21 protein-coding genes and 1 pseudogene are annotated in these 24584 nt (G+C 70.3%); 6 read left to right on the forward strand and 16 right to left on the reverse strand.

The window, feature by feature from the left end; translation table 11 throughout:
* Positions 1 to 26: 26 nt before the first annotated feature.
* On the reverse strand, positions 27 to 1277 hold the full coding sequence (locus OH804_RS14925) for a L,D-transpeptidase (RefSeq protein WP_406065831.1): 1251 nt from the start codon (positions 1275 to 1277) through the stop codon (positions 27 to 29).
* Positions 1278 to 1456: 179 nt separating this feature from the next.
* Here OH804_RS14925 and OH804_RS14930 point away from each other — a divergent pair, with 179 nt between their 5' ends.
* Positions 1457 to 2014: a hypothetical protein gene (locus OH804_RS14930; protein WP_406065833.1), complete on the forward strand. Its 558-nt coding sequence runs from the start codon at positions 1457 to 1459 to the stop codon at positions 2012 to 2014.
* Positions 2015 to 2244: 230 nt separating this feature from the next.
* The gene (locus OH804_RS14935) at positions 2245 to 3381 is read left to right on the forward strand and encodes a DUF1996 domain-containing protein (RefSeq protein WP_406065835.1); all 1137 of its coding nucleotides are present in this window, start codon (positions 2245 to 2247) and stop codon (positions 3379 to 3381) included.
* A 116-nt stretch (positions 3382 to 3497) separates the two neighbouring features.
* Here the strand turns inward: OH804_RS14935 and OH804_RS14940 are convergent, their stop codons facing one another.
* From OH804_RS14940 to OH804_RS14995, 12 genes and pseudogenes are all read right to left on the reverse strand, one after another.
* A complete protein-coding gene (locus OH804_RS14940) occupies positions 3498 to 3629 on the reverse strand; it encodes a hypothetical protein (protein WP_269215329.1) in 132 nt (43 codons plus the stop codon).
* Between the two features lie 43 nt (positions 3630 to 3672).
* Positions 3673 to 4425: a hypothetical protein gene (locus OH804_RS14945; RefSeq protein ID WP_406065837.1), complete on the reverse strand. Its 753-nt coding sequence runs from the start codon at positions 4423 to 4425 to the stop codon at positions 3673 to 3675.
* Between the two features lie 614 nt (positions 4426 to 5039).
* On the reverse strand, positions 5040 to 6017 hold the full coding sequence (locus OH804_RS14950; RefSeq protein WP_196922541.1) for a hypothetical protein: 978 nt from the start codon (positions 6015 to 6017) through the stop codon (positions 5040 to 5042).
* 32 nt (positions 6018 to 6049) lie between these two features.
* On the reverse strand, positions 6050 to 6235 hold the full coding sequence (locus OH804_RS14955; protein ID WP_406065839.1) for a hypothetical protein: 186 nt from the start codon (positions 6233 to 6235) through the stop codon (positions 6050 to 6052).
* Between the two features lie 41 nt (positions 6236 to 6276).
* Positions 6277 to 7579 (reverse strand): annotated as a pseudogene (locus OH804_RS14960) (OmpL47-type beta-barrel domain-containing protein); the annotation flags it as partial.
* 8 nt (positions 7580 to 7587) lie between these two features.
* Positions 7588 to 11526: a ThuA domain-containing protein gene (locus tag OH804_RS14965; protein WP_406065841.1), complete on the reverse strand. Its 3939-nt coding sequence runs from the start codon at positions 11524 to 11526 to the stop codon at positions 7588 to 7590.
* 23 nt (positions 11527 to 11549) lie between these two features.
* Positions 11550 to 12554, reverse strand: coding sequence for a multicopper oxidase domain-containing protein (locus tag OH804_RS14970; protein ID WP_196922538.1), 1005 nt, complete (start codon positions 12552 to 12554; stop codon positions 11550 to 11552).
* A 297-nt stretch (positions 12555 to 12851) separates the two neighbouring features.
* A complete protein-coding gene (locus OH804_RS14975) occupies positions 12852 to 13691 on the reverse strand; it encodes an amino acid ABC transporter ATP-binding protein (RefSeq protein ID WP_406065844.1) in 840 nt (279 codons plus the stop codon).
* Positions 13692 to 13696: 5 nt separating this feature from the next.
* Entirely contained in the window at positions 13697 to 14491 is a 795-nt protein-coding gene (locus OH804_RS14980) for an amino acid ABC transporter permease (protein WP_091406922.1), read from the reverse strand.
* A 100-nt stretch (positions 14492 to 14591) separates the two neighbouring features.
* Positions 14592 to 15410: a basic amino acid ABC transporter substrate-binding protein gene (locus tag OH804_RS14985; RefSeq protein WP_406065847.1), complete on the reverse strand. Its 819-nt coding sequence runs from the start codon at positions 15408 to 15410 to the stop codon at positions 14592 to 14594.
* A gap of 176 nt (positions 15411 to 15586) precedes the next feature.
* The gene (locus tag OH804_RS14990) at positions 15587 to 16264 is read right to left on the reverse strand and encodes a hypothetical protein (RefSeq protein WP_406065849.1); all 678 of its coding nucleotides are present in this window, start codon (positions 16262 to 16264) and stop codon (positions 15587 to 15589) included.
* Positions 16265 to 16391: 127 nt separating this feature from the next.
* Entirely contained in the window at positions 16392 to 17159 is a 768-nt protein-coding gene (locus OH804_RS14995; protein WP_231392616.1) for an SDR family NAD(P)-dependent oxidoreductase, read from the reverse strand.
* 108 nt (positions 17160 to 17267) lie between these two features.
* On the opposite strand from OH804_RS14995, the gene OH804_RS15000 reads away from it, so the two are divergent.
* A complete protein-coding gene (locus OH804_RS15000) occupies positions 17268 to 17867 on the forward strand; it encodes a TetR/AcrR family transcriptional regulator (RefSeq protein WP_357519189.1) in 600 nt (199 codons plus the stop codon).
* Positions 17868 to 17895: 28 nt separating this feature from the next.
* On the opposite strand, the gene OH804_RS15005 is transcribed toward OH804_RS15000, so the two are convergent.
* Genes OH804_RS15005 through OH804_RS15015 form a run of 3 tightly spaced genes read right to left on the reverse strand, consistent with a single transcriptional unit; the run spans position 17896 to position 21110 of the window.
* Positions 17896 to 18807 (reverse strand): sulfotransferase family protein, encoded by a 912-nt coding sequence (locus OH804_RS15005; RefSeq protein WP_406065852.1) that lies wholly within the window; start codon positions 18805 to 18807, stop codon positions 17896 to 17898.
* A gap of 3 nt (positions 18808 to 18810) precedes the next feature.
* Complete coding sequence (locus OH804_RS15010) at positions 18811 to 19830, reverse strand: sulfotransferase family protein (protein ID WP_406065854.1); 1020 nt, start codon at positions 19828 to 19830, stop codon at positions 18811 to 18813.
* Complete coding sequence (locus OH804_RS15015) at positions 19827 to 21110, reverse strand: glycosyltransferase family 4 protein (protein ID WP_196922531.1); 1284 nt, start codon at positions 21108 to 21110, stop codon at positions 19827 to 19829. Before OH804_RS15015 ends, OH804_RS15010 begins: the two co-directional genes overlap by 4 nt.
* A gap of 259 nt (positions 21111 to 21369) precedes the next feature.
* Between OH804_RS15015 and OH804_RS15020 the strand changes: the two genes are divergently transcribed.
* The 3 genes from OH804_RS15020 to OH804_RS15030 are packed head-to-tail and all read left to right on the forward strand — an operon-like array spanning position 21370 to position 24573.
* A complete protein-coding gene (locus OH804_RS15020) occupies positions 21370 to 22332 on the forward strand; it encodes a hypothetical protein (protein WP_406065856.1) in 963 nt (320 codons plus the stop codon).
* Positions 22325 to 23104, forward strand: coding sequence for a sulfotransferase family protein (locus OH804_RS15025; protein WP_406065858.1), 780 nt, complete (start codon positions 22325 to 22327; stop codon positions 23102 to 23104). Before OH804_RS15020 ends, OH804_RS15025 begins: the two co-directional genes overlap by 8 nt.
* A complete protein-coding gene (locus OH804_RS15030) occupies positions 23101 to 24573 on the forward strand; it encodes a hypothetical protein (protein ID WP_406065860.1) in 1473 nt (490 codons plus the stop codon). Before OH804_RS15025 ends, OH804_RS15030 begins: the two co-directional genes overlap by 4 nt.
* The last annotated feature ends 11 nt before the right edge of the window (positions 24574 to 24584 follow it).

Below are 24584 nucleotides of genomic sequence, written 5' to 3' on the forward strand. Positions count from 1 at the left end.
TGAGAGCCCGCCGGGCGGCCGGTGGTTCAGCCGCCGGAGGCGGGCGGCGCCGGCGCCGGCGTGCCACCGGCGACCGCACGCGCCGGCGGCGCCGACGCCGGGGCCGGTCGAAGATCCGCGGGTACGGGCAGTGCGCTGCCCTTGACGAACTGGCCCCAACTGGTGTTCCAGGCCGTCCAGCCGTTGCCCGGCTGGAGCCGGACCTCGGTGCCGGTGAAGGTGACCAGGTCGCCGACCTGGGTGACGCCCATCAGCCAGTCGGCGTTGGCCGCCGAGATGTTCGTGCAGCCGTGTGAGACGTTGCGGTGTCCCTGATCGGACACCGACCAGGGTGCCCCGTGGATGAACTCGCCGCCCCAGGTGAGCCGTTGCGCGTCCTTGACGTTCACCACGTAGCCGCCGTTCGGCTCGCCGCGCGTGTCGAACGTGGTGCGCTGGTGCTTCTCCATGATCACCATCTTGCCGCTGGACGTGGGGGTGCTGCGCTTGCCGAGGCTGACCGGGATCCTGCGGATCAGCTTGCCGTCCCGTAGCACGCGCATCTGCTTGGTGGCGTTGTCGACCTCGAGCGCCACCTGCCGTCCGATCCGGGACGTCGCGGTGCGGTCGGCGTCACCGATGTGGTTCCTGCCGATCGGCAGACCCTCCAGGCCGGCCCGGACACTGATGGTCGTGCCCGGCCGCCAGAAGTCGGGAGCCCGGTAGTAGACCTGGCTGCCGTCGTCCACCCAGGACCAGACGCCCGGCTGGGCCGGCTTCGTGGTGACGAACAACCGACGCTGCACGTCGGCGCGGGCGGCCCTGGCGATGGGCGGATCGAAGCCGATGGTCACCGGCATGGCGGTGCCGTACGTCTGCTTGTCGGCGAAGTAGAGGGTGCTGGTCACCTGCGGCTTCGTCGACGTGGCCGCGGTGGTGAAGGTGGTGGTGCGGGTGGTGGTCCGCCCGGAGTCGGCGGTGGCGGTCACGGCCGCGGTGTAGGTGCGCCGCGGCCGCAGCGGAGCGGTCGGCACCCAGGCCGAGCCGTCCTCGCGTGGCTCCGCCCGGACCAGCGTGCCGGTGTCGTCGACGAGGCGCACCGCGGTGATCTTCCCGCCCCTGACGAGCGGAACCACCTCGGCGCTGAGCGGCACGTTCCGGGAGAGGTCGACGGGCGTGAGGGTCAGTTCGGGCGAGGGCACCACCCGCTCGGCCTGACGCACGGCGGCCTTCCGCTCGGTGGTGCAACCACCGAGGACCAGCGGTGTCGCCGCGACGGTCACCGCCACGAGCGCCATGCGCCTTCGTAAACCCATCGAACGTCCCCCGGCTCCCGTGTGCTCCGTGGCGGCAATTCTCTCCGCGTCGGCGGTGCCCTGCGCGGTTTCCGGCAATCACGCCGCGAAGGGGGGAGCCCTTCGGCGCGAGACGCGTCGGTGGCATCTCCCTTTCGTGATCCTCGGGGCATCGAAGCGTGATGCCGACATGGAACGCTGCCGACATGGGCAAAAGACGACGTCCACTGATTCTGTTGGCACTTCCCCTCCTCCTTACCGCCTGCACCCCGCCGGATGAGCCGCTGGTAGCTCTCGCCGTCCAGGACGGCCGGCCGGTCGGCGTGCTGGTGACGTGCGACGACGATTTCGCGCAGCTCGGCGTTTTCGAAAACGACCACCAGGACGAGCCGGGCCAGCGACCACTGATCAAGTGGGACGTCAGCGGCCAACCCACGACCGAGGTCGTGGAAGTCACCCTGTTCGGTCAACCACCGGAGGGCTGGGAAGTCGATGAGCCGGTCGACTTCCCAGGGCCTGAACCAGGCGTGGAGGTGGACGTCCAGTTGCTCACCGAACTTCGCCCCGGAGTCACGTACAGCCTCGACGGGTCAAGTCGCCGTAAGGCCATCTCGGTGGACTTCACCCTCGCGGACCTGCCGCGCATCGGCCCGGACCAGGTCCTGGCGCCGCGCGGACATGACGATACGAAGGTCGTGTCCCGGGAGACCTTCCTGCGCAAGGCACGCGACAAGTGCTGAGCGGGACGGCGGTCGGGGGCACCCGGCAGAAAGGCAGAGTGCCGCCACAGTCGCTGATTACGGTTTTTGGAAAAAATCAGAGAATTGAGATTGAGCCGATATCGCGGCGACTGCGCAAAGCTGACCGGGCAATCGCTGAGCGATATTTAAGGGAGAATTAATCGTTTCACCTGGAAACGTGCAGGGGGCCGACTCGTATTCTTCGTGCTCGGAAGAAAGGTGCTCCCCCGTTGATAAAACTTCGATCCACCCCTCGACACCGTCGTTCCGTCACCGCCCTGCTGCTGGTGAGCGTGGCGCTCGCCGGCGGATGCAAGGAGGCGCCGGGCACTCCCGGCGGGTCCGGCCCGTCCAGCGACACCGGCATCGGCTCGTCCAGCCCGGACGCGCCGACGGCCACCGCCGCGGGCGACCCGTCGGGAACGCCGAGCGCCCCGGGCACCTCGGCCACCCCGTCCGGCCCGGGTAAGCCGGGAACCCCGGCGACCAGCGCCGCCCCGCCCACCGCATCCGATGGCTGGATCACGATCGACGCTGCCGCGCAGGCCGCCGCGACGAAGGCGTTCTTCGCGCGCAAGCCCAAGCCGGTGACCGGCAACCCCGTCAAGGTGCCCGAATTCAACGTCGGCTGTACGACCAGCCACCACAACAGTGACGACCCGATCGTGCTGCCCAAGCTGGTGGGTGGCTCGCACAACCACACGTTCTGGGGCAACAGGTCGACCGACGCCAACTCGACCGCCGAGTCGCTGCGGGCGTCGAAGGCGACCACCTGCAACTCGCCGGACGACCAGTCCGCCTACTGGGTGCCGACGATGTACCAGAACGGAAAGGTCGTGGACCCGAAGGAGGTGACCGTCTACTACGGTTCCCGCCTGAAGGACCCGAGCAGGACCCAGCCCTTCCCGTTCGGCCTGCGAATGATCACCGGTAACGCCAAGAACCAGGTCGACACCCCGGACAAGCAGGGCAACCACTTCTGGTGCGCCGGTATCGGCGGCGAGGTCGGCCGCAGCGCCGACAAGACCTTCCCGGTCTGCGCGAAGACCGCGAACATCGTCCGGCAGATCACCTTCCCGGACTGCTGGGACGGCAGGCACCTGGACAGCCCCGACCACAAGGCGCACATGGCCAACGGGGACCACACCGGCGCGTGCCCGAAGAGCCACCCGGTGCCCGTCCCGTCGGTGTCCTTCGTGATCTCGTACCCGTTGAGCGCGAACACGGACGGCATCACCCTCGCGTCCGGCACGTCGTTCTCCATGCACGCGGACTTCTTCAACGCCTGGAAGGACGAGGCGCTCGCCGCCCGGGTGCGCAACTGCCTCGACCAGGGCGTGAAGTGCAACTCGGCCGGTAACTTCTGAGCTGACCGGCCGCCGAGTCGTCGCGGATCGGCGAGGTCTCCGGTGGATGGTTCGGCCCCAGGCCAACCCGACGCCGGAGACCTCGCGCCAGCCGACCTGCTCTCCGAGCAGGTCGATCATGCGGAGCGATGGGTGCCCTGGGTCCGGGAGACCGTCTGGGTGGGCGTGAGTGCCGGGAGCATGGTGATGACACCCCGGATCGCCGCCGCCACCAGGTCGAACCGATGTCGCAGACGATTCAGCTTCACAGCGTCCCCACACCACCTCGGCCAGCGCGGCTCCGGCCGGCCTCTACCGCGGTGGCGAGACGTACAGCCCGGTCCTGCACCCAGTCTCGCCGGGTTGCAGCCAGGTGGGGTCGTACCCGGGTGATTCGACTGCTCCGGAGGAAGTCCGGATCAGGAGGAGACATTCCCGCTCGGCGGGTACGCCCACCGCGGCGACGAGTACGCCCTTGTGGGTGACCGTGTCGACGGTGATGTGTTTCGCGGGAAACGCCGCCCGCACGACGCCAGCGAGGGTGCCAGGCGTGGCGGTGCGCAGCGCCACGCTGAGCCGGTCGCGTGCGTCCGGAGGCAGCGCCGGGATCGGCCCCGCGCTGGGCACCGGCAGAGTGGCCACCGACGGGCAGATTATCTCCTGGTACGGCGTGTGGCGCTGGAGTTCGAGCCGGTAGCGGTAGCACCGCGTGGCCTGGCCGGCGGAGTTGCCCAGGTCTCCGAAGGTGGCCCCGTAATCCTCGGCGACCGTGACCACGATCCGTACGTCGATGACGGCCTGCTCGTTGACGCCGGTGCTTCCCGACCAGGCGAGTGGTTCCCGTCGGAGGGTCGAGTTGGTGCCCTCCACCGTCTCGGGGACGTGGATCGCGGCGAGCCACTCGGCGTCCCGGACCCGGTCGCGGGTGAGATCGTCATCGAGGCGTTTCGCCTCTGCAGCCGCGAGTGACCGCGCCATTGTGTCGCCGTCGCGCCGTTCCGCGCACCCGCCGAGCAGCAGACACAGCACCAGGGGCACCACGCTGATCCGGCGACTAAGAGCCATGGCGTCGAGCATTCCGGCCGGCGGTAGTGGCGGGATGAGTGCGCGTACTCAATCTGGTGTCCCGTGTGACAGCATCGACAGTGCTGTCCGTTGTCGGGAGGAGTCGATGCCTGAGGGGCACCTCAGCGTCGTCGATGCGCCGGGTCGATCGGGAGCACGCGCAGCCGCTGGACGTCGAGGCGCTCGCCCCGGGAGGTTGTTCGTCTCCCAGTGCAAAGGATGTCGATCACTCGCCCTGGTTGCCACTGCCGTCTCAATCGCGGCCCAGCAGGGAGCCTCGTCTGCAACGTCGACCATGAGTTCCCCTGCCATAGCGTCGCTACCTCGATTACCTGGAGTAGCCAGGCTAGATCAGCTGTCAAGCATGTGGCGGGACGGATCCGTCAAGCACGTGGTGGGACAGATGAGCAGCAGTGTGTCCGAGGAGTTCATGGGCATCCCGGCCCACCCTCTGCTGCTGTCCGGTGTCGGCGCCTGCGTGCGACAGATTGGCTGGTCAACTCCACGTCGATCGGGCGCAGCGCCACCCGAGCGCGACTCGCGGCGGTCCGGCCCGGTACGGCGGCGGTGGCCGGTCACCCCGAGGGGTGACCGGCCACCGCCGCGTCGATCGGTCAGAGCCGGGCGGCGCCCGCCTCGGTGGCCTCCTGCACCGCCGAGGTACGGCGGACCTCGGCCCGCTGGTCACCGGCGTCCTCCCGGTCCGGGCCGGCCACCCGGGCCGACCGGTTGGTGGTCGCCGCGGCCTGGTCACCGGTCACCCCGCCACGGATCCGGTTGTTCGCGGCCACTTGGGCGGCCGGGTCGTTGGACGTCACCGCCAACTGGCCGTTGATGATGTTGTCGTCGACGGTGACGCCACCGGTGGTGCTGGTGATGCTCACGTCCCCGCCCCAGTAGCCGCCGGAGGCGCAGCTGTCGAGGGTGCCGTTCGGGCCGAGCTGCACACCACCCAGGTTGCCGGCGAAGGTGGCCCGGCCCTGGACCGCACTGCCACACACCACACTGCCGGTGGCGCTGTTGAGCACCGACAGCGTGCCGTCCACGAACGAGTCGTGCAGGTCGGTGTAGTAGGTGCCGGTGCTGCTGAGGTTGCGCTGCACCTGGGTGCCGTTGTCGAGCCGGACCTCACCGGCACCGACGTTGACGTGCCCGGCGACCGTCGACGCCTCGGCGAAGAGGAAACTGTCGATGGTGGTGGCGCCCTTCGGCCGTACGGTCACGGTGCCGGTGCGGGCGTCCTTCAGGAAGATCCCGTACCCACCGGCCGCGAGCACCAGTTGGCCGTCGACTGTCGTCTCGGTCGCGTCGAGGTACCCGTCGGCGGCGACGCGCACCTCACCGCTGATCCGGCCGCCGGTCACCACCAGGTTGCCGCCGGCCGCGACGGTGACGTTGCCGGTGATCGTGGTGCCGGTCAGCGCGCAGGACTCTCCGGCGGGCACGAGCAGGTCGTTGGGCACTGTCACCGCGCCGCCGGTGCCGATGCAGTGGGTGACCAGGTCGGCGTGTGCGGTGGGCGCCACGGCCAGCACCGAGGCCGCGATGACGGCGCTCACGGTGGCCAGCTTGGCGACGGTACGTCCGGGCATCGTGGTACTCCCTGTCGGTGAGGTTCGAGGACTCATGCGCCGACGTCCGATCGGGCCGCGGCCCGGACGATGGCGCCCTGCTGCCGCCGGTCGAGCGTGCCGCCGGTCACGAGCGCGGCGGTGACCGCCTCGACGTGCCGGACGAATGCGGCGTGACCGGGGTAGTCGGCGTGTTCGTCGATCAGATCGTTGATGGTGCAGCCGTCGCCGGTGTCCACGTTGGCCACACCGCTGTCGTTGCCGTCGATGACCACTGTGGCCCGGGTGTCCGAGTCGGGGCAGTTGTCGGTGGCGTCGGCCACCACTGTGAACGTCGTCGACTGCTCGGCGGAGGAGTTCCCCGCCGTGTCGGTCGCCCGGTACCGCACTGTGTGCGCGCCGGGTGCGCGGACGGCGACCGGCGCGGTGTACGCCGTCCAGGCACCGGTGTCGAGCGTGTACTCGATCTTCGCCACGCCCGACTCGGCGTCGGTGGCCGTCACTGTCACTGTCGCGCCGCCGACGTACCCGCCGTCGTCGTTCCGGTCACCGGCCACCGTGGCGGCGACAGTGGGCGGGGTGGTGTCCTCGGCCTGCGGCTCGACGACGGTGAAGTGCGACATCTGCTCCGCCGACGTGTTACCGGCGGCGTCGGTCGCCCGGTAGTGCAGCATGTGCATCCCGGCCGCGTTCACCACGACCGGGTTCGTGTACGCGGTGAAGGCTGCCCCGTCCAGGGCGTACTCGATGGTGGCGACGCCGGATCCGCTGTCGGTGGCGGTCACCGTGGCGGTGGCCGTACCGATGTAGTTGCCGTCGTCGTCGCGGTCGCCGGCCAGCGCGACCGCGACCACCGGCGCGGTGGTGTCCTCCTCCCCCGGCTCGACGATCCGGAACGCCACCGAGCCGACGGCGCTGGTGTTGCCGGCCTTGTCGGTGGCCCGGAACTGCACCGCGTGGTCGCCGATCGCGGTCACCCGCACCGGCTCGGTGTACGGCAGGAAGCTGGTGTCGTCGACCTGGTACTCGACGGTCTGTACCCCCGAGTCGGCGTCGGTGGCCGTCACTGTCACAGTGGCCGCGCCGACGTAGTTGCCGTCCTGGTCCTGGTCACCGGAGACCGCGGCGGTCACTGTCGGCGCGGTGGTGTCGCCGCCCCCGCCACCGTCGGTGACCACCAGCTCACCGACCATCGCGCTGTGGCCCGGGATCGAGCAGAAGTACCGGTACCGGCCCGGGGTCAGCGTCACTGTCGCCTGGTGGCGGCCGTCGTTGGCGTCGAACGGGCTGGCCAGGATGTTGACCGTGACGTCGTGGTTGTAGCCCTCGGTGCTGGTGTCGAAGGTCAGCGTGTGTGGCATCCCGGTGGTGTTGCCGGTGGCCGCGCTGTTCTCCCAGATGATCGTGGTCGCTCCGGCCACCGCTGTGGTGGGCGCGGACTTGTAGCGGGTGATGCTGTCGTCGGCGGTCCAGGTCAACACCTGGTCGGCGGCGACACGCGGGGCGGCGGAGGCGGGCGCCACTGCCAACGGGATCACCGTGAGCAGGAGCGCCGCCAGCGCGGCCGTCAGTCGTCGGGTCATCGTCACTCCTAGAGTTCCCGCACGCGGATGTTGCGGAACTCGGTCAGGTCGTTGTCACCGTGGTTCTGCAGGCCGATGAAACCGCGCAGGAACTGCCGCAGGTCGGTCGGCGGGTCGCCGGCGCGCGACGACTGCTTGCCGGGCGTGTTGTCGAACTCGTTGATCACCACGCCGTTGCGGATCATCGTGTAGTGCTGCCCGACGGCGCGGATCTCGTAGTCGTTCCACTCGTTCTTCGGCGTCACGCCGGCCTGGGCCAGCGGCACCGGGTCGAAGTTGTAGACCGAGCCGGTCTTCTGCGGCTCGCCGGCGTCACCGTCGTAGATCTGGATCTCGTGTCCGCAGTAGATCGCCATCCAGGCCGTCGAGGTCCGCGCCGACCCGATCGTGCCGCAGCTGCCCGGTGGACGCTGGTCGAGGGGGGTTCGCAGATCCGGGAACCGGATGAAGACTCCGGTGTTGGCCCGGCCGGTGCCCGGCGCGATGTCCTTGAATTGGACCTTCAGCGAGAAGTCGCCCAGTTCCTTGGTGTGCCAGAGCATGCCCAGGCCACCACTGGAGCGCAGCGACCCGTCCGGCTGGATGGTGAACTGCCCCGACGGCGCCTGCTGCCAACCGCGCAGCGACTCGGCGGTGCCGTCGAAGAGCGGCTCGTACCCAGTGTGGCCGTCCCGGCCGATCTCAGACGCGGCGGCCAGGCGGGTGAGGGTGCCCGCTTCGCGGCTGTTGAGCAGGTCGTCGTCCTGCAAGGTGCGGGCCACCGCGGTCACGTGTCGGACGAAACCGTTGTGGTCGGCCCAGGTGCTCTCGTCGTCGATCAGGTCGTTGGCAGTGCAGCCCTGCCCGACAGGGCGACTGGGCACCCCGGTGTCGGTGTCGCCGAGCCACACCGTCGACCGGTCGTCGGGCACCGCGCAGCCCACCGTCACAGTGGTCTGCACCGTCGCCGTCTCACCGTCGGCGTACGTGACGGTGAGTTTTGCGGTGTAGGTGCCGACAGTGGCGTACGTGTGCCTCGGGTCCGCCTCGGTCGAGGTGGCGCCGTCGCCGAACTCCCAGCGGTGGCTGACGCCGCCGGAGCGGGAACCGGTGAAGGCGATGGTGAGCGGCTTGTTCTGCACGGCGGTCGAGGTCGCGGCCGGTGCCGGGGTGGGCGCTCCGCCGGTGTAGGTGATCCGGATCAGCTTCTGGTTCGCGTGCAGGCTGAAGAACCCGCCGCCGTAGTCGAGCAGGTAGAGCGCGCCGTCCGGGCCGAACTTCGCGTCCATCCAGCTCTGCAACTTGGTGTCGCCGTTCCCGCCCGGGATGATGGCCCGCAGCGACTCGGCGTACACCGGTGGGGCGGCCTGCGGCACGCCGGCCGGGTCGACGGTGACCGCGACCCGGTTGGCGGCGTTCGACTGGTCGCCGATGAACCACTTGCCGTCCCAGTGCTCCGGCCACGCCACGCCGCTGGCGGTGTCGACGAGGCTCCGGTGGTACGTCGGGCCGGACATGATGGCCTGCCCGCCGCCGCGCAGGTACGGCTGCGTGTAGGTGGCGTCGGCCGCCACGTACGTCGGGAGGCCGCTGCCGTCGGTCCGCTTCGGGAACACCGGGCCGCCACCGTCGGGCGAGTACCAGATCATGTTGTCCCGGGCCGCCGGGATGTCCACCAGCCCTGTGTTGCGGGGCGAGGTGTTCTTCAGGTTGTCGCAGTCGTACCAGCCGGTCAGCACCGTCGCATCGGTGTTGCTGCGGTCGCGGTACGGCTGCCGGTTGCCCATGCAGTACGGCCAGCCCTGGTTACCGGCCGAGGTGATGATGGTGGCCGTCTCGTACTTCGCCGGGCCCAGGGTGGGGCTGGGCGACGAGGCGTCCGGGCCGACCCAGCCGGCGGTCAGCCACTGGTGCACCGGGTCGATCTGGAGGCGGGCGATGTTGCGCACGCCCATCACGTAGATTTCCGGCCGGGTCTTCTCGGTGCCCGGTGGGAACAGGTTGCCCTCCGGGATGGTGTACGTGCCGTCCGCCTCCGGGTGGATCCGGATGATCTTGCCGGCGAGGTCGTTGGTGTTACCCGATGTGCGGCGGGCGTCCTGGAACGAGATCCCCTGGTACTCCTGGGTCCAGTTGTTGCCGGCGTAGCCCTGCGACCCCTCGGAGGAGTTGTTGTCGCCGGAACCGACGTAGAGGTTGCCCTTGGCGTCGAACGCCATGCCGCCACCGGCGTGGCAGCAGCTGTGGATCTGCACCGGGAACTGCAACAGGTCCTTGCGGGTCGCCTGGTCGATGGTCTGCGCCTGCCGGTCGTAGGTGAACCGGGAGACGGTCCGCTGACCGACCCGCTTCACCCGGTCGACCGAGTCGTGCGGCATCCAGTAGACGTAGAGCCAGCCGTTCTCGGCGAACTTCGGGTCGGGCACGATCCCGAGCAGGCCCTCCTCGTTCTTCACCAGCTCGGAGCCGCTGCCCCGGTTGCCCATCACCTCCAAAGTGGTGAGCAGCTTGACCTGCTTGGTACGCGGGTCCCAGGAGTGGATGGTGCCGCAGCCCAGGCCGACCTTCGGGTTGGTCCAGTCCGCGATCGGGCCGCTCGGGCAGGCCGCCTTGCCGACGTAGAAGACGGTGCCGTCCGGCGCAATGGTGAGCCCGTGCGGCTCGCCGATCTGGTCCAGCTGCCCGGTCTGGTTGGCGGCGGTGAGTCGCTCCACCTTGTAGTTCGCGGCGATGGTGGCCTGGCAGTCGCCGCGTACCCGACCGGTGGTCCAGTTGAGGGCTCCGGCGAGGTGGGTGCGGAACGCCTCCTCACCGTAGCTGCCCTCGGTGTGGCCCATGCCGGTGTAGAACGACCGGCCGCCGTCGTAGTCCCGGCACCAGGACACCGGGTGGAAGGCGCCGTTGGCGCTGGCCCCCGGGTTGTAGTGCCGCTCCTCGACCTGGGCGAGCGTGTGCACGGTGCCGATCGGGTTGGGGTCCCAGTTCTCCCACCGGTCGGACCTGGTGATGGTCATCGGCAGCGACGCGGTGGCCGGGTGCTTGCGGTCCAGGATGTTCACCACCGCGCGGTTCACCGCGGGCGGTTCCGGGGCGGTGGTGCTGCCGGTGAAGAGGCGCAGGTCGGCGAGTTGGACCAGCGGCTCACCGCTGTTGGCTGTGACGTTCAGCCGGTAGCGCGAGAACTCCTGCGGCGTGGCGATGTCGAACCGCCGGGTCTGGTACCGGTCCGGGAAGGTCTGCCCGGTGCGGCGGTCCAGGTCGGTCCAGCTCTGACCGTCGGTGGAGCCCTGCAGGGTCCAGTCCTTGGGGTCCCGACCCGCCGAGTCGTTGGCCGACGTGAGCGCGTATCCGGTGATCCGCTTCGGCGCGCTCAACTCGTACGCCACCCACGCGGTCGGGGTGCGGACCAGCCATTTCGTGTTGGCGTCGCCGTCGGTCAGCTTCTCCTTTGTCTCGTTGGGCGGGTTCTCGCCGCTGGCGGTGACCCGGGCCACCGGCTCGGCGACCGGGATGGCGCCGGCCGGGCGGGTGCCGATCAGACCGGTGAACCAGGTGGAGTCGACCTGGGCGCGGGCGGCGTCGGCGATGCCGACGAAACCGCCGCCGGCCTTGACGTAGCTCTGTAGCGCCGACTCCTGGTCGCGGTTCAGCGCGGCGCCCGTCGCGGAGAGAAAGACCACGCTGCGGTACGCGGACAGCCCGGCCGCGGTGAAGGTACCCGGGTCCGTGGTGGCCGTGACATCGATGTCATGGACGGCAGCAAGTTGTCTGATGGTGTCCACCGCGCGAGAAACCGGGTCCTGTTGCTCGACCACCGGGCCGTGGAACACCAGGACCGCGGTCCGCTGCGGCTGGGCCGCCTGCGGGGCGACAGCCGTTCGTGGTGCGGCCGCGGCCGCCGTCGTCGCCGGGATCAGTGTCGCGAAGGCCGCTACCGCGGCGAGGGTTCGTCGTAACTTTCGGGTCATGCCCGTCCCCACTTTCGGTTCGGTCAGCTTCCGTGCGTGTGGGTGTGGCCCTGGAACCGGTGGATCGCCTCCTCGGCGCCCGGCGGCATGCTGCCGTCGGCGTTGCGCACCAGGAAGATCCCGGCCATGCCGCCGTCGGAGTGCGTCTGCACGTGGCAGTGGTACATCCACGCGCCGGGTCCGACGCCCTCCCCGGCCAGCACCTGGAAACCGAACGAGCTGCCGGGGTTGAGGTCCTTGTTGTCGACCACCAGGCTCGGGTCGGCCGGTCCCTCCAACATGCCGGTGCGGTTGTCCGCCCAGCGGTGCGCGTGCAGGTGGAAGGTGTGGAACAGGTTGCCGTGGCCGATGGCGATCCACTCGACGCGCTCGCCCAGGTTCGCCTCGAACATCGGGGTCGCCGGGGCCATCTTGTTGTTGATCATCATGTCGTGGAACACGGCCGTGAACTGCTTCGACGGCAGGATGTCGCCGCGCCGCCGGACGATCAGCGCGCCGTAGAGTCCCTTCGCGACACCGCCGGTGCCGTGGTCGGTGCCCATCGCGTGATCGTGGTAGTGCCAGTAGCCGGCGCTGCCCGGCATGTAGCGCCGGCCCGCCGCGGCCACCATCTCGTGGGAGCGCCAGACGTACGTCCGCGTCTCACCGGGATTGTTGAACGAGGCGTTGAACGGGCTGCCGTCGGACTCGGTGCTGTAGTCCACCCCGTGCGGATGGATGGACAGCCGCTGGTCGGTGGTGTTGACGAGGGTGATCTCCAGGGTGTCACCCTCGTACATCTCCAGGATCGGGCCCGGGACGGTGGCCTGACCGGGCGCCAGGCCGTACCCGAACAGGTTGCCGGGCAACTGCTCGGCGTAGATGGTGATCTTCTTGGTGACACCGGCGGCGGCCCGGGCGGGGCTGCCACCGAACGCGGTGCCGATCGTTGGGGCGGACGCGCCCAACGCCCCGGCGGCGAGCGCGCCGGTGGCGATCAGCGATCTGCGGGACAGGTGGCGGTGAGGGCCACCAGCGTGATCGTCCATGGGTCTCCGTTCCCGACCGGGCGAAGACGCGACGAGGGCAGGGTGCATCGACCGCCGAGCGCGGGGGCGGTGGCACGACTGAGGGTGAGGCTCGTCGCGGGCTTTGCTCGGAAGACTCAGAACTTTCGATGGATGACAGCAACTTATGTAATCCATCGACGAAAGTACAGCTCTGATTGCAAAAAGATTACCTTGACATCACGACGTCCGTCGATTGACATAGTCCTGACACACAAACAGCCGCCGGGCTGCCGTCGATGCGGCAACCCGGCGGGTAGGACGTACGGGAGCTGTGAGTCAGAGCTGGTGGCGGTCGTCTGCCGGCAGGGCGGCGGCCGCTGGCGGGTCCGGCGACTGGTCAGGCCCACCGAGCTGTGCGACGTGGGTCGGGTCGAGGACCCGGGACAGGAACGCACGGGTCCGTTCGTGCTTCGGCGCGCCCAGCACCTCCTGCGGCGGCCCCTGCTCGACCACCACGCCACCATCCATGAACACGACCCGGTCGGCGACGTCGCGGGCGAACGCCATCTCGTGGGTGACCACCATCATCGTCATGCCGTCCTCGGCCAGCTTGCGCATGACGGTCAGCACGTCGCCGACGAGCTCCGGGTCGAGCGCGGAGGTCGGCTCGTCGAAGAGCATCAACTTCGGCTCCATCGACAGCGACCGGGCGATCGCCGCCCGCTGCTGCTGCCCACCGGAGAGCTGCGCCGGGAAGGCGTCGGCCTTGTCGGTCAGCCCGACGCGCTCCAGGTTGGCCCGCGCGATCCGCTCGGCCTCGGCCCGACCTCGCCGGAGCACCCGCCGCTGGGCGATCGTGAGGTTGTTCAGGACGGTCAGGTGCGGAAACAGGTTGAACGACTGGAACACCATGCCGATGCCCCTGCGGACCGCGTCGATCTCGACGTCCGGGTCGGTCATCTCGACCCCGTTCACCCAGATCTTGCCGGCCGTCGGCTCCTCCAGCAGGTCGACGCAGCGCAGCAGGGTCGACTTGCCGGAGCCGGACGGACCGATGACGCAGACCACCTCGCCCTGGCCGACCTCGAAGTCGATGCCCTTGAGCACCTTGAGCGGGCCGAAGGACTTGTGCAGGTCGCGGATCTCCACGGCGGGGCGGGATGGGGTGGTCGTCATCGAGGTCACCGAGCCTTGGCGTAGCGGAGTTCGAGGCGTCGTACCACCTGCGACAGCGGCAGGGTGATCACCAGGTAGGCCAGGCCGGCCACCAGCAGCGGGGTCGCGTTCACCCGGTCGTTGAGCATGTCCCGACCGAACTTGGTGATCTCGATGGTCTGCGCCGTCACCCCGAGCACGTACGCCAGCGACGAGTCCTTGGTGAGCAGGATGAGCTCGTTCGTCAGCGGTGGGATCACGATCCGGAACGCCTGCGGAATGACGATCGTGCGCATGGCGGTGAAGTGCGACATGCCGAGGGTCCGCGCCGCCTCCATCTGCCCCTTCGGCACGGCCTGGATGCCGGCCCGGATCGTCTCCGCCATGTACGCGGCGGCGGTCAACCCGAGGCCGATCGCGATGGAACCGAACACCCCACCCGGAATCTCGCGCTCCGGGAAGGCGATCGGGATGCCGTACCCGACGAGGAAGAGCACCAGCAGCGCGGGCAGACCCCGGAACAGCTCGATGTACGCCGTCGCCACCCACCGGTACGGCGCCACCCGGGACAGTCGCATCAACGCCAGGATGGTGCCGAACACGAGGCCGAAGGCGAACGCGCCGAGCGTGTAGAGGATGGTGTTGCGCAGCGCGACGGTGATGATCGTCGGGAACATCGACTTGATGATGTCGACGCGGAAGAACGCGTCGGCCAGCCTGTCCCAGTCGGCGGCGACGAGCACCGTCGCGATGATGGCGATGAAGACCAGGTACTGGAGCCCGAGGGACAGCCGCTCCCGCTGGCGGCGTCGCAGCTTCACGTTTGCTCGTTGCCTTCCCGGAGGTTGCCGACACGGAGGGCGCGCGGGGCGCACGCCCTCCGGTACTGCGCGATGCTCAGGCGCTCGGCCGCTATGCGGCTCAGGCGGTCGGCCGCTTGCCGATCCACTTCTCGTAGATCGTGTTGTACGTGCCGTCCTGCTTGGCCTTGGCCAGCACCTCGTTGATCTTCTTGAGCAGCTCCGGGTTGGCGTCCTTCTTCACGGGGAAGCCGTACTGCTCGCCGGTGTCGAACTCGGCGGCCACCTCGAACCCGCCCGGGTTCTTCTTCAGGTACTCGGTCCAGACCGGCAGGTCGTTGATGGCGGCCTCGACCTGGCCGTTGGCGACGGCCTGCTGGAGGGCGGCGAGGTCCTCGAACTCGACGAGCTTCAGGCCCTTCTCCGCCTCGAGCTTCTTGGCGTAGTCACGACCCGTGGTGGCCGCCTGGACGCCGAGCTTCCTGCCCCTGAGGTCGTCGAGCGACTTGTACGGCTTGCCGGTCTTCACCAGCATCGCCTGGGTGGCGTCGAAGTAGGGATCGGAGAAGTCGATCACCTTCCGCCGCTCGTCGGTGATGGTCATGCCGGCGGCAGCCGCGTCGCACTTGCCGGTGTTGAGGTCCTGGCCGGACTTGATCCCCTCAAACGGGGTGTCGATGATCGTCTGCTCGACGCCGAGCTCCTTGGCGACCAGGTCCATGATCTCGACGTCGAAGCCGGTCACCTTGCCGCTGGCGTCCTTGGACTGGAACGGCGGGTACGGCAGGTGGGTGCAGACGGTCAGCTTGCCCGCCGCGACCAGCTTGACGCCGCTCGCCTGGACCTCGCTGTCGTCCTTCTTCGCGCAACCCGCGGTCAGCGCGAGGGCGGCGACGGCCACGACGAGACCGGCCTGACGGACGGCGCTTGGGAACCTCACGGCTGTGTCCCTCCGATGCGGCTTCCAATACACGGAAAGCCAATCTGGTTCATAGACTTTGCGATAAGCGACCGTACCCGATTCGGCGCGTCGCCCCCAGATCAAGGCACGAGCGCTCGGCCGACGCGGCACGTCGTGCGCCGCCGGCAAACCCGACAGTTACCCCGCAAGGTGCTTCAGCCACCGGTTCCCTCGGCCGCCCCGTCCGGGGTGAGGGCCCCCTCGTGGGGATCTGTGTCCAGGAACACGTGCTGGTGACCATGGCCGGCGTCCACGCTGATCTGGTCGAGCTGGGTCGCCGCTACCGACCAGATCGTCGCGGCCTCGGCGGCCTGCCGCGCCGTGACGTCCAGCAGGGCCGCACGTTGCGCGGCCGGAACACCGGCGGCCAGCGCGTAGGCGTCGACGGCCAGCGACGCCTGCTGGACCGCTCCGCGCAACCCCCCGCGCGCCACGTTGGTCGCGGTGGTCCCCGACGGCGGGTCGGCGAACGGCTCGGCCGCCTGGCGCATGACCTCCTGCCACTGGCGTGCCTTCGCCGGATCCGGCGCACGTCCACCGGTCGTCTCCGTCTTGATGCCGGTCAGGACCGGGGCGACCTGGTCGCGGACCCGTCGGGCCGTCTCGATCAGCTCCACGATCTGTTGGGCGTCCCGCTTCGCCTCGGCCTCCTTGAGGCTCGCGATGGTCGCCTCGGTGGCGTCCGGACGGCCCACCTGGTAGCCGATCAACCCGCCGAGGAGCGCGGTGACCAGTGCGATCACGCCTGCGACGGCCGCGAAGCGCACTGTGCGCTGACGGCGCACGTCGGCCTTGTCCAGCTGGTAGGAGGGTCGGCCGGTACGGCGCGCCATCGCATCTCCTCACATCGATGGTGTGGGGCCAAAGATTAGCCGCCCCTCGTGACGTCCGTCGATAGCCCGGCCGGTACGCGCAACGGAACGGTCGTGCCGGCAGGATCCGCGCTAGCCGGGCCAGCCCTCAGAGCGCGGTGCCGCCCGAAGCGTCGATGACCTGACCGGTCACCCAGCGCCCCTCGTCGGAGGCGAGGAAGGCGATGATGCTGGCCACGTCGTCCGTCTCGCCGAGCCGGCCGAGGGCGACGCGTGCCGTCTGCTGCGCCGCCAGTTCCGGATTGTCGACAAGGTACTGGCTGTTCCGGGTCATGACGATGCCGGGTGACACCGAGTTGACGGTGATCCCGCGGGGGCCCAAATCCAGCGCCATGTCGTAGCTGAACCAGTTCAGCGCCGCCTTGCTGACGCCGTAGGCCAGCAGATCCGGGCTTCCGACTCTGGCCGCGGTGCTGGAGACGTTGATGATCCGGCCGCCGTCGCGCAGTCGCGGCAGCGCGAGCTTCGTGATGAAGAACGGCGCCTTGACGTTCACGGCCATCACCTGGTCGAACTCGTCCTCGGGGAGGTCGGCCAGCCGGGCGAAGCTTCCCTTGGCGGCGTTGTGAACGAGGATGTCGATCTTCCCGTCGGGCACGAACTCCCGGCCCGCCTTGTCGAAGGTCTCCCAGAAGTGAGCCGCGTCGCCGGGTGTGCCCAGCTCGGTGTGCACGGCGAACGCACGTCCGCCGTGCTTGCGGATGCGCTCCACCGTGTCGCGGGCCGCCGCCTCGTCGTGGCCGTAGCCGACGGCGACAGTCGCCCCGTCACGGGCGAACCGCTCGACTGTCGCCCGGCCGATCCCGTGACTGCCGCCGGTGACGACGGCCACTCTGTCCTGCAGTGCTCCTGACATGACCGCTCCTTTGTTGAATGATCGCTCAAGAGGAACCGTAGCTCGTTCTTGAGTGATCTACCAACAAGTCTCCGACCCGCTTTTGAGCGATCGCTCTAGAATGGGGGCATGGATACACCAGAGGTACGGCGAGGCCGGCCGCCGACCTTCGACCGGGCGGCGGCGCTGGCGGCCGCCACCCGCCTGTTCTGGGAGAACGGGTACGAGGGGACCTCCATCAGCGACCTGACCCGAGAGATGGGCATCCGGCCCGGCAGCCTCTATGCGGCGTTCGGCGACAAGAGGTCCCTGTTCAACGAGGTCATCGAGGCGTACGGTCGCTCCCCGGCCGGCGAGTTCATCTGGGCCGCCATGGCAAGGGAGCCGACGGCCTTCGATGCTTTCCGCCGCATCCTGCTCGACGCGGCGGCGATGTACACCGACCCCGAGACGCCGGCCGGAAACCTGCTCTGCAGCGCGGCCGCGGCCGACACCGATGTCGCCACCTACATGCGCGACCTGCGCAACGCCAGCGTCGGCACCTTCGAGAAGCGCCTGGCAACCGCCCGGCAAGAGGGCGAACTACCGGCGACGGCCGACCCCCGCAAGCTTGCCGCGTATTTCACGGCCGTCATGCACGGCATGTCCCAGCGCGCCCGGGATGGCGCCACGGCGGCGGAGCTCACCGATACCGCGGAACTGGCCATGGCCACCTGGCCGGCGCGCTGACCGCTGCGGACCGCCCTGGACCGCCGACCTAGACCGGATAGCCCCACTCGGCCAGCGGCTTCTCGAGCACCCGGTCGATCGCGGCGAGCTGCGCCGGGCTGAGTTCGTCCCGGTACGCCTCCGCGCGGCCCATGGTGAAGTCGTACCGGGAGAAGCCTTTCTCGAAGGTGGCCGACCAGCTCAGCCCGAGGAAGTCGAGCATCCGGCCGACCTGCTCGCGCGGCTGCTCGACCAGGTCCTCGTAGCGCACGTCCAACCACTGGCCGGCCGGGTGACGCAACCGGGCCTGCGCGAAGGCGTCCATCAGCATCTTCCAGCCCAGCGCGGCGAGCACCTGGAACGAACGACCGGATTCGACCCACTCCTCCCGCAGGTCGGACGGGAGTGGGCCGTAGATCCAGTTGTCCGGCCCGCGCCACCCGTCCCACCAGCCCATCTGGAGCCACGAGTTGGCCACCGCCCGGCCGTCGCGCACCACGTTGACCACCCGCAGCTCCGGGTACGCGGCGTGCAGCAGGCCGGTCCGCGGCCACCCGGTGACGTGCTGGACCAACTGCTGACAGCCCTGCCGCGCGATCCGCTCGTCGAAGAAGGCCCGCAGCCGCCGGGCCACGAACGGCGTCAGGTCCTCGGCCACCAGGTCCCGGCACGGTCGGGAGAAGCCGGCCAGCACCTGCCGGTCGAGCAGGTGGTACGCCTCCGACGGCGCCACCCGGAGTCGGCCCCGCTCCACCAACCGTCGGCTGTGCCGCAGCGAGGTCATTCCCGCCGGGCGCGGTGCCGAGCGCCGGTAGAGCGCGCCGTTGAACCTGCCCTTGGGGTTGAGCCGGGCCAGTTTGTCGTCCAGGCCGGAGACGAAGCCGACCGCGGGATGCCGGGAGAGCACCTCCTGGACCAGTGTCGAACCGCAGCGACCGGTGCCCACCACCAGTGAGAGCATCGTTCAGCCTTCCTGCCGGGTGGCGGGTGACGGGGAGACGGCCGGGTCCGCGGTGAGGCGGGCGGCGGGAGAGGTGGCCGCCGGGCGTCGCAACGGGTAGCCGAACCGTCTCAGGACAACGGCGGTCAGGCCGGTCACCACTGCGTACGCGCGGGTGGGGAGCCCTGTCACCCACTCGGTGTCGGCGACCACGTCGACCAGCCCGGTGCGGTGCCGCGACGGGTTGCCGGCCACCGAGTGGGTGGGGGTGAGCCGTACCGTGGCCGGTGTCGGGAACGGCAGCTCGTCGGGGGTCGCGCCGACGAAAGCGGCGATCCGGGCGGTGGTGCCGGGCGGGTCGGCAACGAAGTCCTCGTACCGCACCCGCAGGTAGCGGCCGGGCGCACGGCGGCGGTCGCCCCACAGTCGTACCGCCGCGGTGTTCCAGACCAGCCAGAGCAGCGCGGCCTTGCCCACCGGTGGCCGGCTCATCAGCTGGTCGTCGGCGGGCCCGTCCAGGGGGCGCCGGCGACGCCAGGAGTACGCGGTGGCGCGCGGGTCGCGCACCACGTGCAGGACGTACAGGTCGATGCCGGGCAGGCTGCCGAGCAGGGCACCGTACGGAGGCAGCTTGGAGGAGTCGACGATGACACCGTCCGGCCGGCCGGCCAGGGCGTGTTCGGCGATCGAGGCGTAGAGCCGGGCCAGCTGCGTGTCGTCGGGGTGCCCCACGACCGGAGGCTGCCCCCGGCGCTGGCGGCGTAGCAGTGTGGGCAACCCCCGCAGCCGCAGCCGCTGGGCCAACCGAGCCGCGATCCCGGCCGGGTCGGCATCGGTCAGGTCGGCGCGCACCCGGGTCCAGAGCGGGCAGTCGGCCACCGGGGAGCCACAGCCGCACTGCCGGTTCTCCAGGATGCCGCGCCGCCACAGGTACCGCAGCTCGCCCGCCGCGAAGAAGCCCGGCAACTGTCCCAGCACAGTGGTCACCAGCGTGCTGCCACTGCGACCACTGCCGGCGAGGTAGAGCACCCGCACCGGTTTCACCGGGCCGCTCCCCCACCGGCGGCGGCCCGGCCGGCCCGCCGCGGCGACGGCAGCGCCTCGGCGGCCTCCGCGTACAGCCCACGGATCCGGTCCAGGTGCCGGTCCGGGGCGAACTGGGCGGCGATCTTCGCCCGGCCGGCCCGGCCCATCCGGTACGCCCGCTCGGGGTCGGCCAGCAGGTCGTTCAGCGCGTCGCCGAGGGCCGTGGGCTCGTCGGCGGCGACGACGCGGCCGTCCACCTCGGACTCGATCAGCTCGGGAAGCCCGCCCAGGTCGGTGGCGACCACCGGCACACCGCAGGCGAACGCCTCCAGCACCGCCATCGGCTGGTTCTCGTGCCATCGGGACGGGACGGCGACCACCGCCGCCGAGCGGATCAGCTCGTGCAGGCGCTGCTTGTCGAGGCGGCCGTGGAACCGGACCCGGCCGGGCACCCGGCGTGCGGCGAGCGCCTCCAGTTCCGGGCGGGCCGGGCCGTCTCCGGCGACGTCCACGCTGACCCCGTCCGGCAGCGCGGCGGCCGCCTCGATCAGCACGTCGACACCCTTCTCCGGCGCGAGCCGGCCGGCGAAGACGACACCGCCGCCGGGCGTCTGCTTGGCCGCCACACCGGTCAGGTCGACGAAGTGGTTGACCACCCGCAGCCGGTCCGGGTAGACGCCCGCGCGGCGCATCACGTCGGCCAGGAACCCGCTCGGGCTGATGAAGAGCCGCACCGGGTCGTACGCGTCGAACTGCCTGTGCAACCAGGACTCGACGGCGAGCAGTCCGCTGCGCGACAGCGATCCGTCCTTGCAGCGACGACGGGCCGCCTGCAACGGGCCACCGGTGACGCACGCCTGGCAGGGCCGGCCCCGGTCGAGCAGTTGGTAGCTCGGGCAGGCGAGCTTGTAGTCGTGCATGGTCAGCACGCACGGCACACCGGCCGCGCGGGCTGCGGCGAGCACCGACGGGGAGAGCTGGTGGTAGATGTTGTGCAGGTGCAGCACGTCCGGCCGAAAGTCGTCGATCACCCGGGCCAGCCCGCGGCGGCTCGTCGGTGACCACAGCATCCGGCCGACGGCCACCGCGCGGGGCCGTAGCCCGCTCGGCGCCGGCTCCAACTCCACTTCGGATGGGAACCGCGCGGCGTACGGCAGCGGTGACTCGTTCTCCGGGTGGCTCATGCCGAAGTAGGCGACAGTGTCACCCGCGGCCCTTTGCAGGTCGGCGAGATCGAGCAGATACCCCTCGGCGCCGCCACGGCGGTAGAGGAACTTGTTCACATGCAGCACGCGCATCGACTCGGCCTGCTCACGTCGATCGGGCGAACCGGGCCCGGAGGTGGTGACCGGGGTCTGCCCGCCCCGGCCAGGGCCCACGGTATGCAGGGCGGGTCGGCGAGTCCAGCTCACGTTTGGCATGTGGCTGAACGGGTGATCTTCGTCTGCCCGTGCGGTCCGCAGCCTGGCCTCCCGCCATGATCTCCCGATAGCCTGGCTGCCGCCGGTCGCACCCGCTGTGGTGTCGGGCCGGGCCGGTGCCCGACGAGGAGGACCCGTGGCAGCCGACGACGAGGTCTCCGCGCTCGCGTACACCGCCCGGCGGGTCCGGCGGCATCTGCGCTGGGCGCGTACCGAGGGGATCGGACGGCTGATCGAGGAGGACCGCCTCAACCCGGTCGACCGGATCGGCACGGCAGTGGCGAAGCGACGCTGGCGACGACGGGCCGGGCGCCCACCCGGCTCGGCGATGCCCGTCTACCTTGTCGGCCTGCAACGCTCCGGCACGAACATGCTGGTCCGGGGCCTGGACGCCGCCCCCGAGGTCGAGGTCCGCAACGAGAACGACAGCACCCTCTTCCACCGCTTCCAACTCCGCCCGGACCCGGTGCTGACCGCCACCCTGCACCGCAGCCGACACGCGTACGTCCTGGTCAAGCCGCTCTGCGAGAGCCACCGCGTGGACCAGTTGCTGGCCCTGCCGGGGCCGACACCCGGGCGCGCGCTCTGGGTCTACCGCGACGTCGACGACCGGGCCCGTTCCGAGGTCGCCAAGTTCGGTGACGCCAACCTGCGGGCCCTGCGGGCGATCGCCGACGGCAGCATCGGCCGCCGGTGGCAGGGGCAGCGGCTCGACGCCGACACCGTCGAGCTGATCCGGGCCCACGACCCGCAACGGTTGGACCCGCACAGCGGCGCGGCGCTGTTCTGGTACGTCCGCAACTCGCTCGTCTTCCAGCTCGGCCTCGACCAGCGGGCCGACGTACTGCTCTGCCGCTACGACAGCCTGGTCGCGGAGCCCGCCGCGCAGGTGCGGCGGCTCTGCGCGTTCCTCGACTTCCCCTACCACCCCCGGCTGCACGCGCACATCGCCCCGCGCGGGTCGCACGGCGCGACGGGTGAGCGACGGCTACCTGTCGACCCGCGCGTCCGGGCCCTCTGCGACGAGCTGACCGACCGGCTCGACCGCGCCGCGGCCGACGCCCGATCCGAGACGACGAAGGCGGTCGACAGTGGCTGACACCGGAACCCGTACCGCGCCGATCTTCCTGGTCGGGTGCCAACGGTCGGGCACCACGATGGTGCGCCTCGTCCTCGACTCGCACTCGCGGATCAGCTGCGGCCCGGAGACCCGGTTCCTGCCGGACCTACGACGGATCGTCGGCCGGGACTGGGAACGACTGGCCCGCTTCGGTTTTCCGCGCGAGGACTGGCTGCGCCGGATCCGGGACTTCTTCGGCGGCGTGCACGCCGACTACGCCGCCGCGCGGGGCAAGACCCGGTGGGCCGACAAGACCCCGCTGTACGCGATGTCGCTCGATTTCGTCACCGAGGTCTTCCCGGACGCCCAGATCGTGCACCTCATCCGGGACGGACGCGACGTGGTGGTCTCGCACCGCAAACGCTTCGGCTACTGGTCCGCTGTGAAGTGCGTGGTGAAGTGGCCGCGCTACATCCGCACCGCGCGGGCGGTCGGTGCCACCCTGCCGGCGGACCGCTACTACGAGCTGCGGTACGAGCAGGCGGTCAGCGAACCGGAGAAGACGATGCGGGGCCTCTTCGAGTTCCTCGGCGAGCCCTGGGAGGACGGCATCCTCGACTACGACAGCAAGCAGCACGACGTGGCCCAGAAGTACACCACCGAGGCGGAGCGGCGGCGGGCGGCGGCGAGCGTCACCGCGCCGATCTACGGCTCCCGGGTGGGCAGCTACCGTCGCGAGCTCGACCCGTTCCTCCGCCTGCTGGTCTGGGTCTTCTCCGGTCCGACCCTGCGCGCTCTGGGCTACCGATGACCCGCCCGGGCCGGCTGCGTGCGATCGCCGCCGCCGTCGCCGCCACGCTCCTGTTCACCGCCGGCTGCACCGCTGGCGACGACGATCCGCCACCGGCCGCCACCCCCTCCGCGACGGCGGCACCCGAGGCCACCAGCACCGTCGGCGGGGTGAGCAACCCGTTCGGCGCGCACTGGGACTGGTCGCGGTACCAGCAGTTCGGGCCGTACCTGCGCCGGCTTGCCGGTTCCGCCACGTACGAGGAGATCTCCTGGTGCGAGATCGAACGAACCTCGGGGCAGGTGGACTGGGCCGGGCTGGACGAGATCGCCTCGCGCAGCAGGGAGCTGGGCATCACAGTGCACCTGAAGATCCGCACCGGCGTGTGCTGGGCGACCGGTGGCACCGCCCGCTTCACCCGGGGCGCGGCGAACAAGACCGAGTCGGCGATGCCCACCGACCTCGGGGCGTACCAGCGGTTCGTCCGCTCGGTGGTGCAGCGCTACGGTCCGTACGGGGTGCGGGAGTACGCCATCGAGAACGAGGTAAACGCGCCGAGCTACTGGGCCGGCAGCCCCGAGGATTACGCGCGGCTGGTCCGGGCCGCCGCCGAGACGATCCGCGCGACCGACCCGAAGGCGCGGGTGGTCGACTCCGGCATCAGCAGCGTGGCGTACGGCATGGGTGTCGCCGACCGGCTGCTACGCGCCGGTCGGGTGCCCGATGCCGTCGCCGCCTACCAGGCGTACTTCCAACGCCGCGTCGGCACCCGTGGGCAGCAGATCCCGGCGGTGACCGGGGAGGCGCAGCTGCGCCGGGCGCTCGGCACCGAAACCAACAGCCGCAGCCTACGTTTCCTGGCGGTGACCGAGTCGCTGCTGACCGATCGCACAGTCGACGTCCGGCAGGTGCACTTCTACGAGCACTTCAGCGGGGTGGCCCCACTGCTGGACTACCTGCGCGCCACCACACCGCCGGGTACCCCGATCCAGGCGTGGGAGGTCGGGCAGTTCTGGCGCGACGGCGACGGTGACCCGGCCAGCCGGGCGGCCGAGATGGTCAAGACGGTCACCCTGCTGGCCGCCGGTGGGATCGGCGAGATCAGTTGGTTGCCGTTGGCGTACAACCCGAACAACGCGGCCGGCAGTGAGGTCCGCTACGGCCTGCTCGACCCGGACGGCACCGAACGGGAGGCCGGCCGGATGTTGGCGGCACTGGCCGACGCGGCCCGGGGCGCCACAGTCACGCCGCTGCCCGCATCGGTGGCCGGCCGGCTGAACGGGGTCGCGTTCGTCAGGGGTGGATCGAGCACGCTGGTGCTCTGGTCGGCGGTGGACACGCCGGTGACCGTGCCCGCGGCGCCGGGCGGGCGGACCGGGGCGGTGGGTTCCCCGCTGGGCGCGGCCGGTGGCGGCACCACAGTGACCGACGTCCCCGTCCTGCTCCGCGCCGACCAACCGGTGGAGCGGATCCTCGCCGCCGTCCGGTAGGGCCTGACCGC

Source organism: Micromonospora sp. NBC_00860, assembly GCF_045207375.1.
GTDB lineage: Bacteria > Actinomycetota > Actinomycetes > Mycobacteriales > Micromonosporaceae > Micromonospora > Micromonospora vinacea.

Coding starts and splice junctions, on each gene's coding strand:
- OH804_RS14975 (WP_406065844.1), bottom strand. CDS start 13,691: ATGACGACCACCCCATCCCGCCCCGCCGTGGAGATCCGCGACCTGCAC.
- OH804_RS14970 (WP_196922538.1), bottom strand. CDS start 12,554: ATGGACGATCACGCTGGTGGCCCTCACCGCCACCTGTCCCGCAGATCG.
- OH804_RS14930 (WP_406065833.1), top strand. CDS start 1,457: ATGCCGACATGGAACGCTGCCGACATGGGCAAAAGACGACGTCCACTG.
- OH804_RS14925 (WP_406065831.1), bottom strand. CDS start 1,277: ATGGCGCTCGTGGCGGTGACCGTCGCGGCGACACCGCTGGTCCTCGGT.
- OH804_RS15005 (WP_406065852.1), bottom strand. CDS start 18,807: ATGCTCTCACTGGTGGTGGGCACCGGTCGCTGCGGTTCGACACTGGTC.
- OH804_RS14990 (WP_406065849.1), bottom strand. CDS start 16,264: ATGGCGCGCCGTACCGGCCGACCCTCCTACCAGCTGGACAAGGCCGAC.
- OH804_RS15015 (WP_196922531.1), bottom strand. CDS start 21,110: ATGCGCGTGCTGCATGTGAACAAGTTCCTCTACCGCCGTGGCGGCGCC.
- OH804_RS14950 (WP_196922541.1), bottom strand. CDS start 6,017: ATGCCCGGACGTACCGTCGCCAAGCTGGCCACCGTGAGCGCCGTCATC.
- OH804_RS15000 (WP_357519189.1), top strand. CDS start 17,268: ATGGATACACCAGAGGTACGGCGAGGCCGGCCGCCGACCTTCGACCGG.
- OH804_RS14995 (WP_231392616.1), bottom strand. CDS start 17,159: ATGTCAGGAGCACTGCAGGACAGAGTGGCCGTCGTCACCGGCGGCAGT.
- OH804_RS15030 (WP_406065860.1), top strand. CDS start 23,101: ATGACCCGCCCGGGCCGGCTGCGTGCGATCGCCGCCGCCGTCGCCGCC.
- OH804_RS14945 (WP_406065837.1), bottom strand. CDS start 4,425: ATGGCTCTTAGTCGCCGGATCAGCGTGGTGCCCCTGGTGCTGTGTCTG.
- OH804_RS14965 (WP_406065841.1), bottom strand. CDS start 11,526: ATGACCCGAAAGTTACGACGAACCCTCGCCGCGGTAGCGGCCTTCGCG.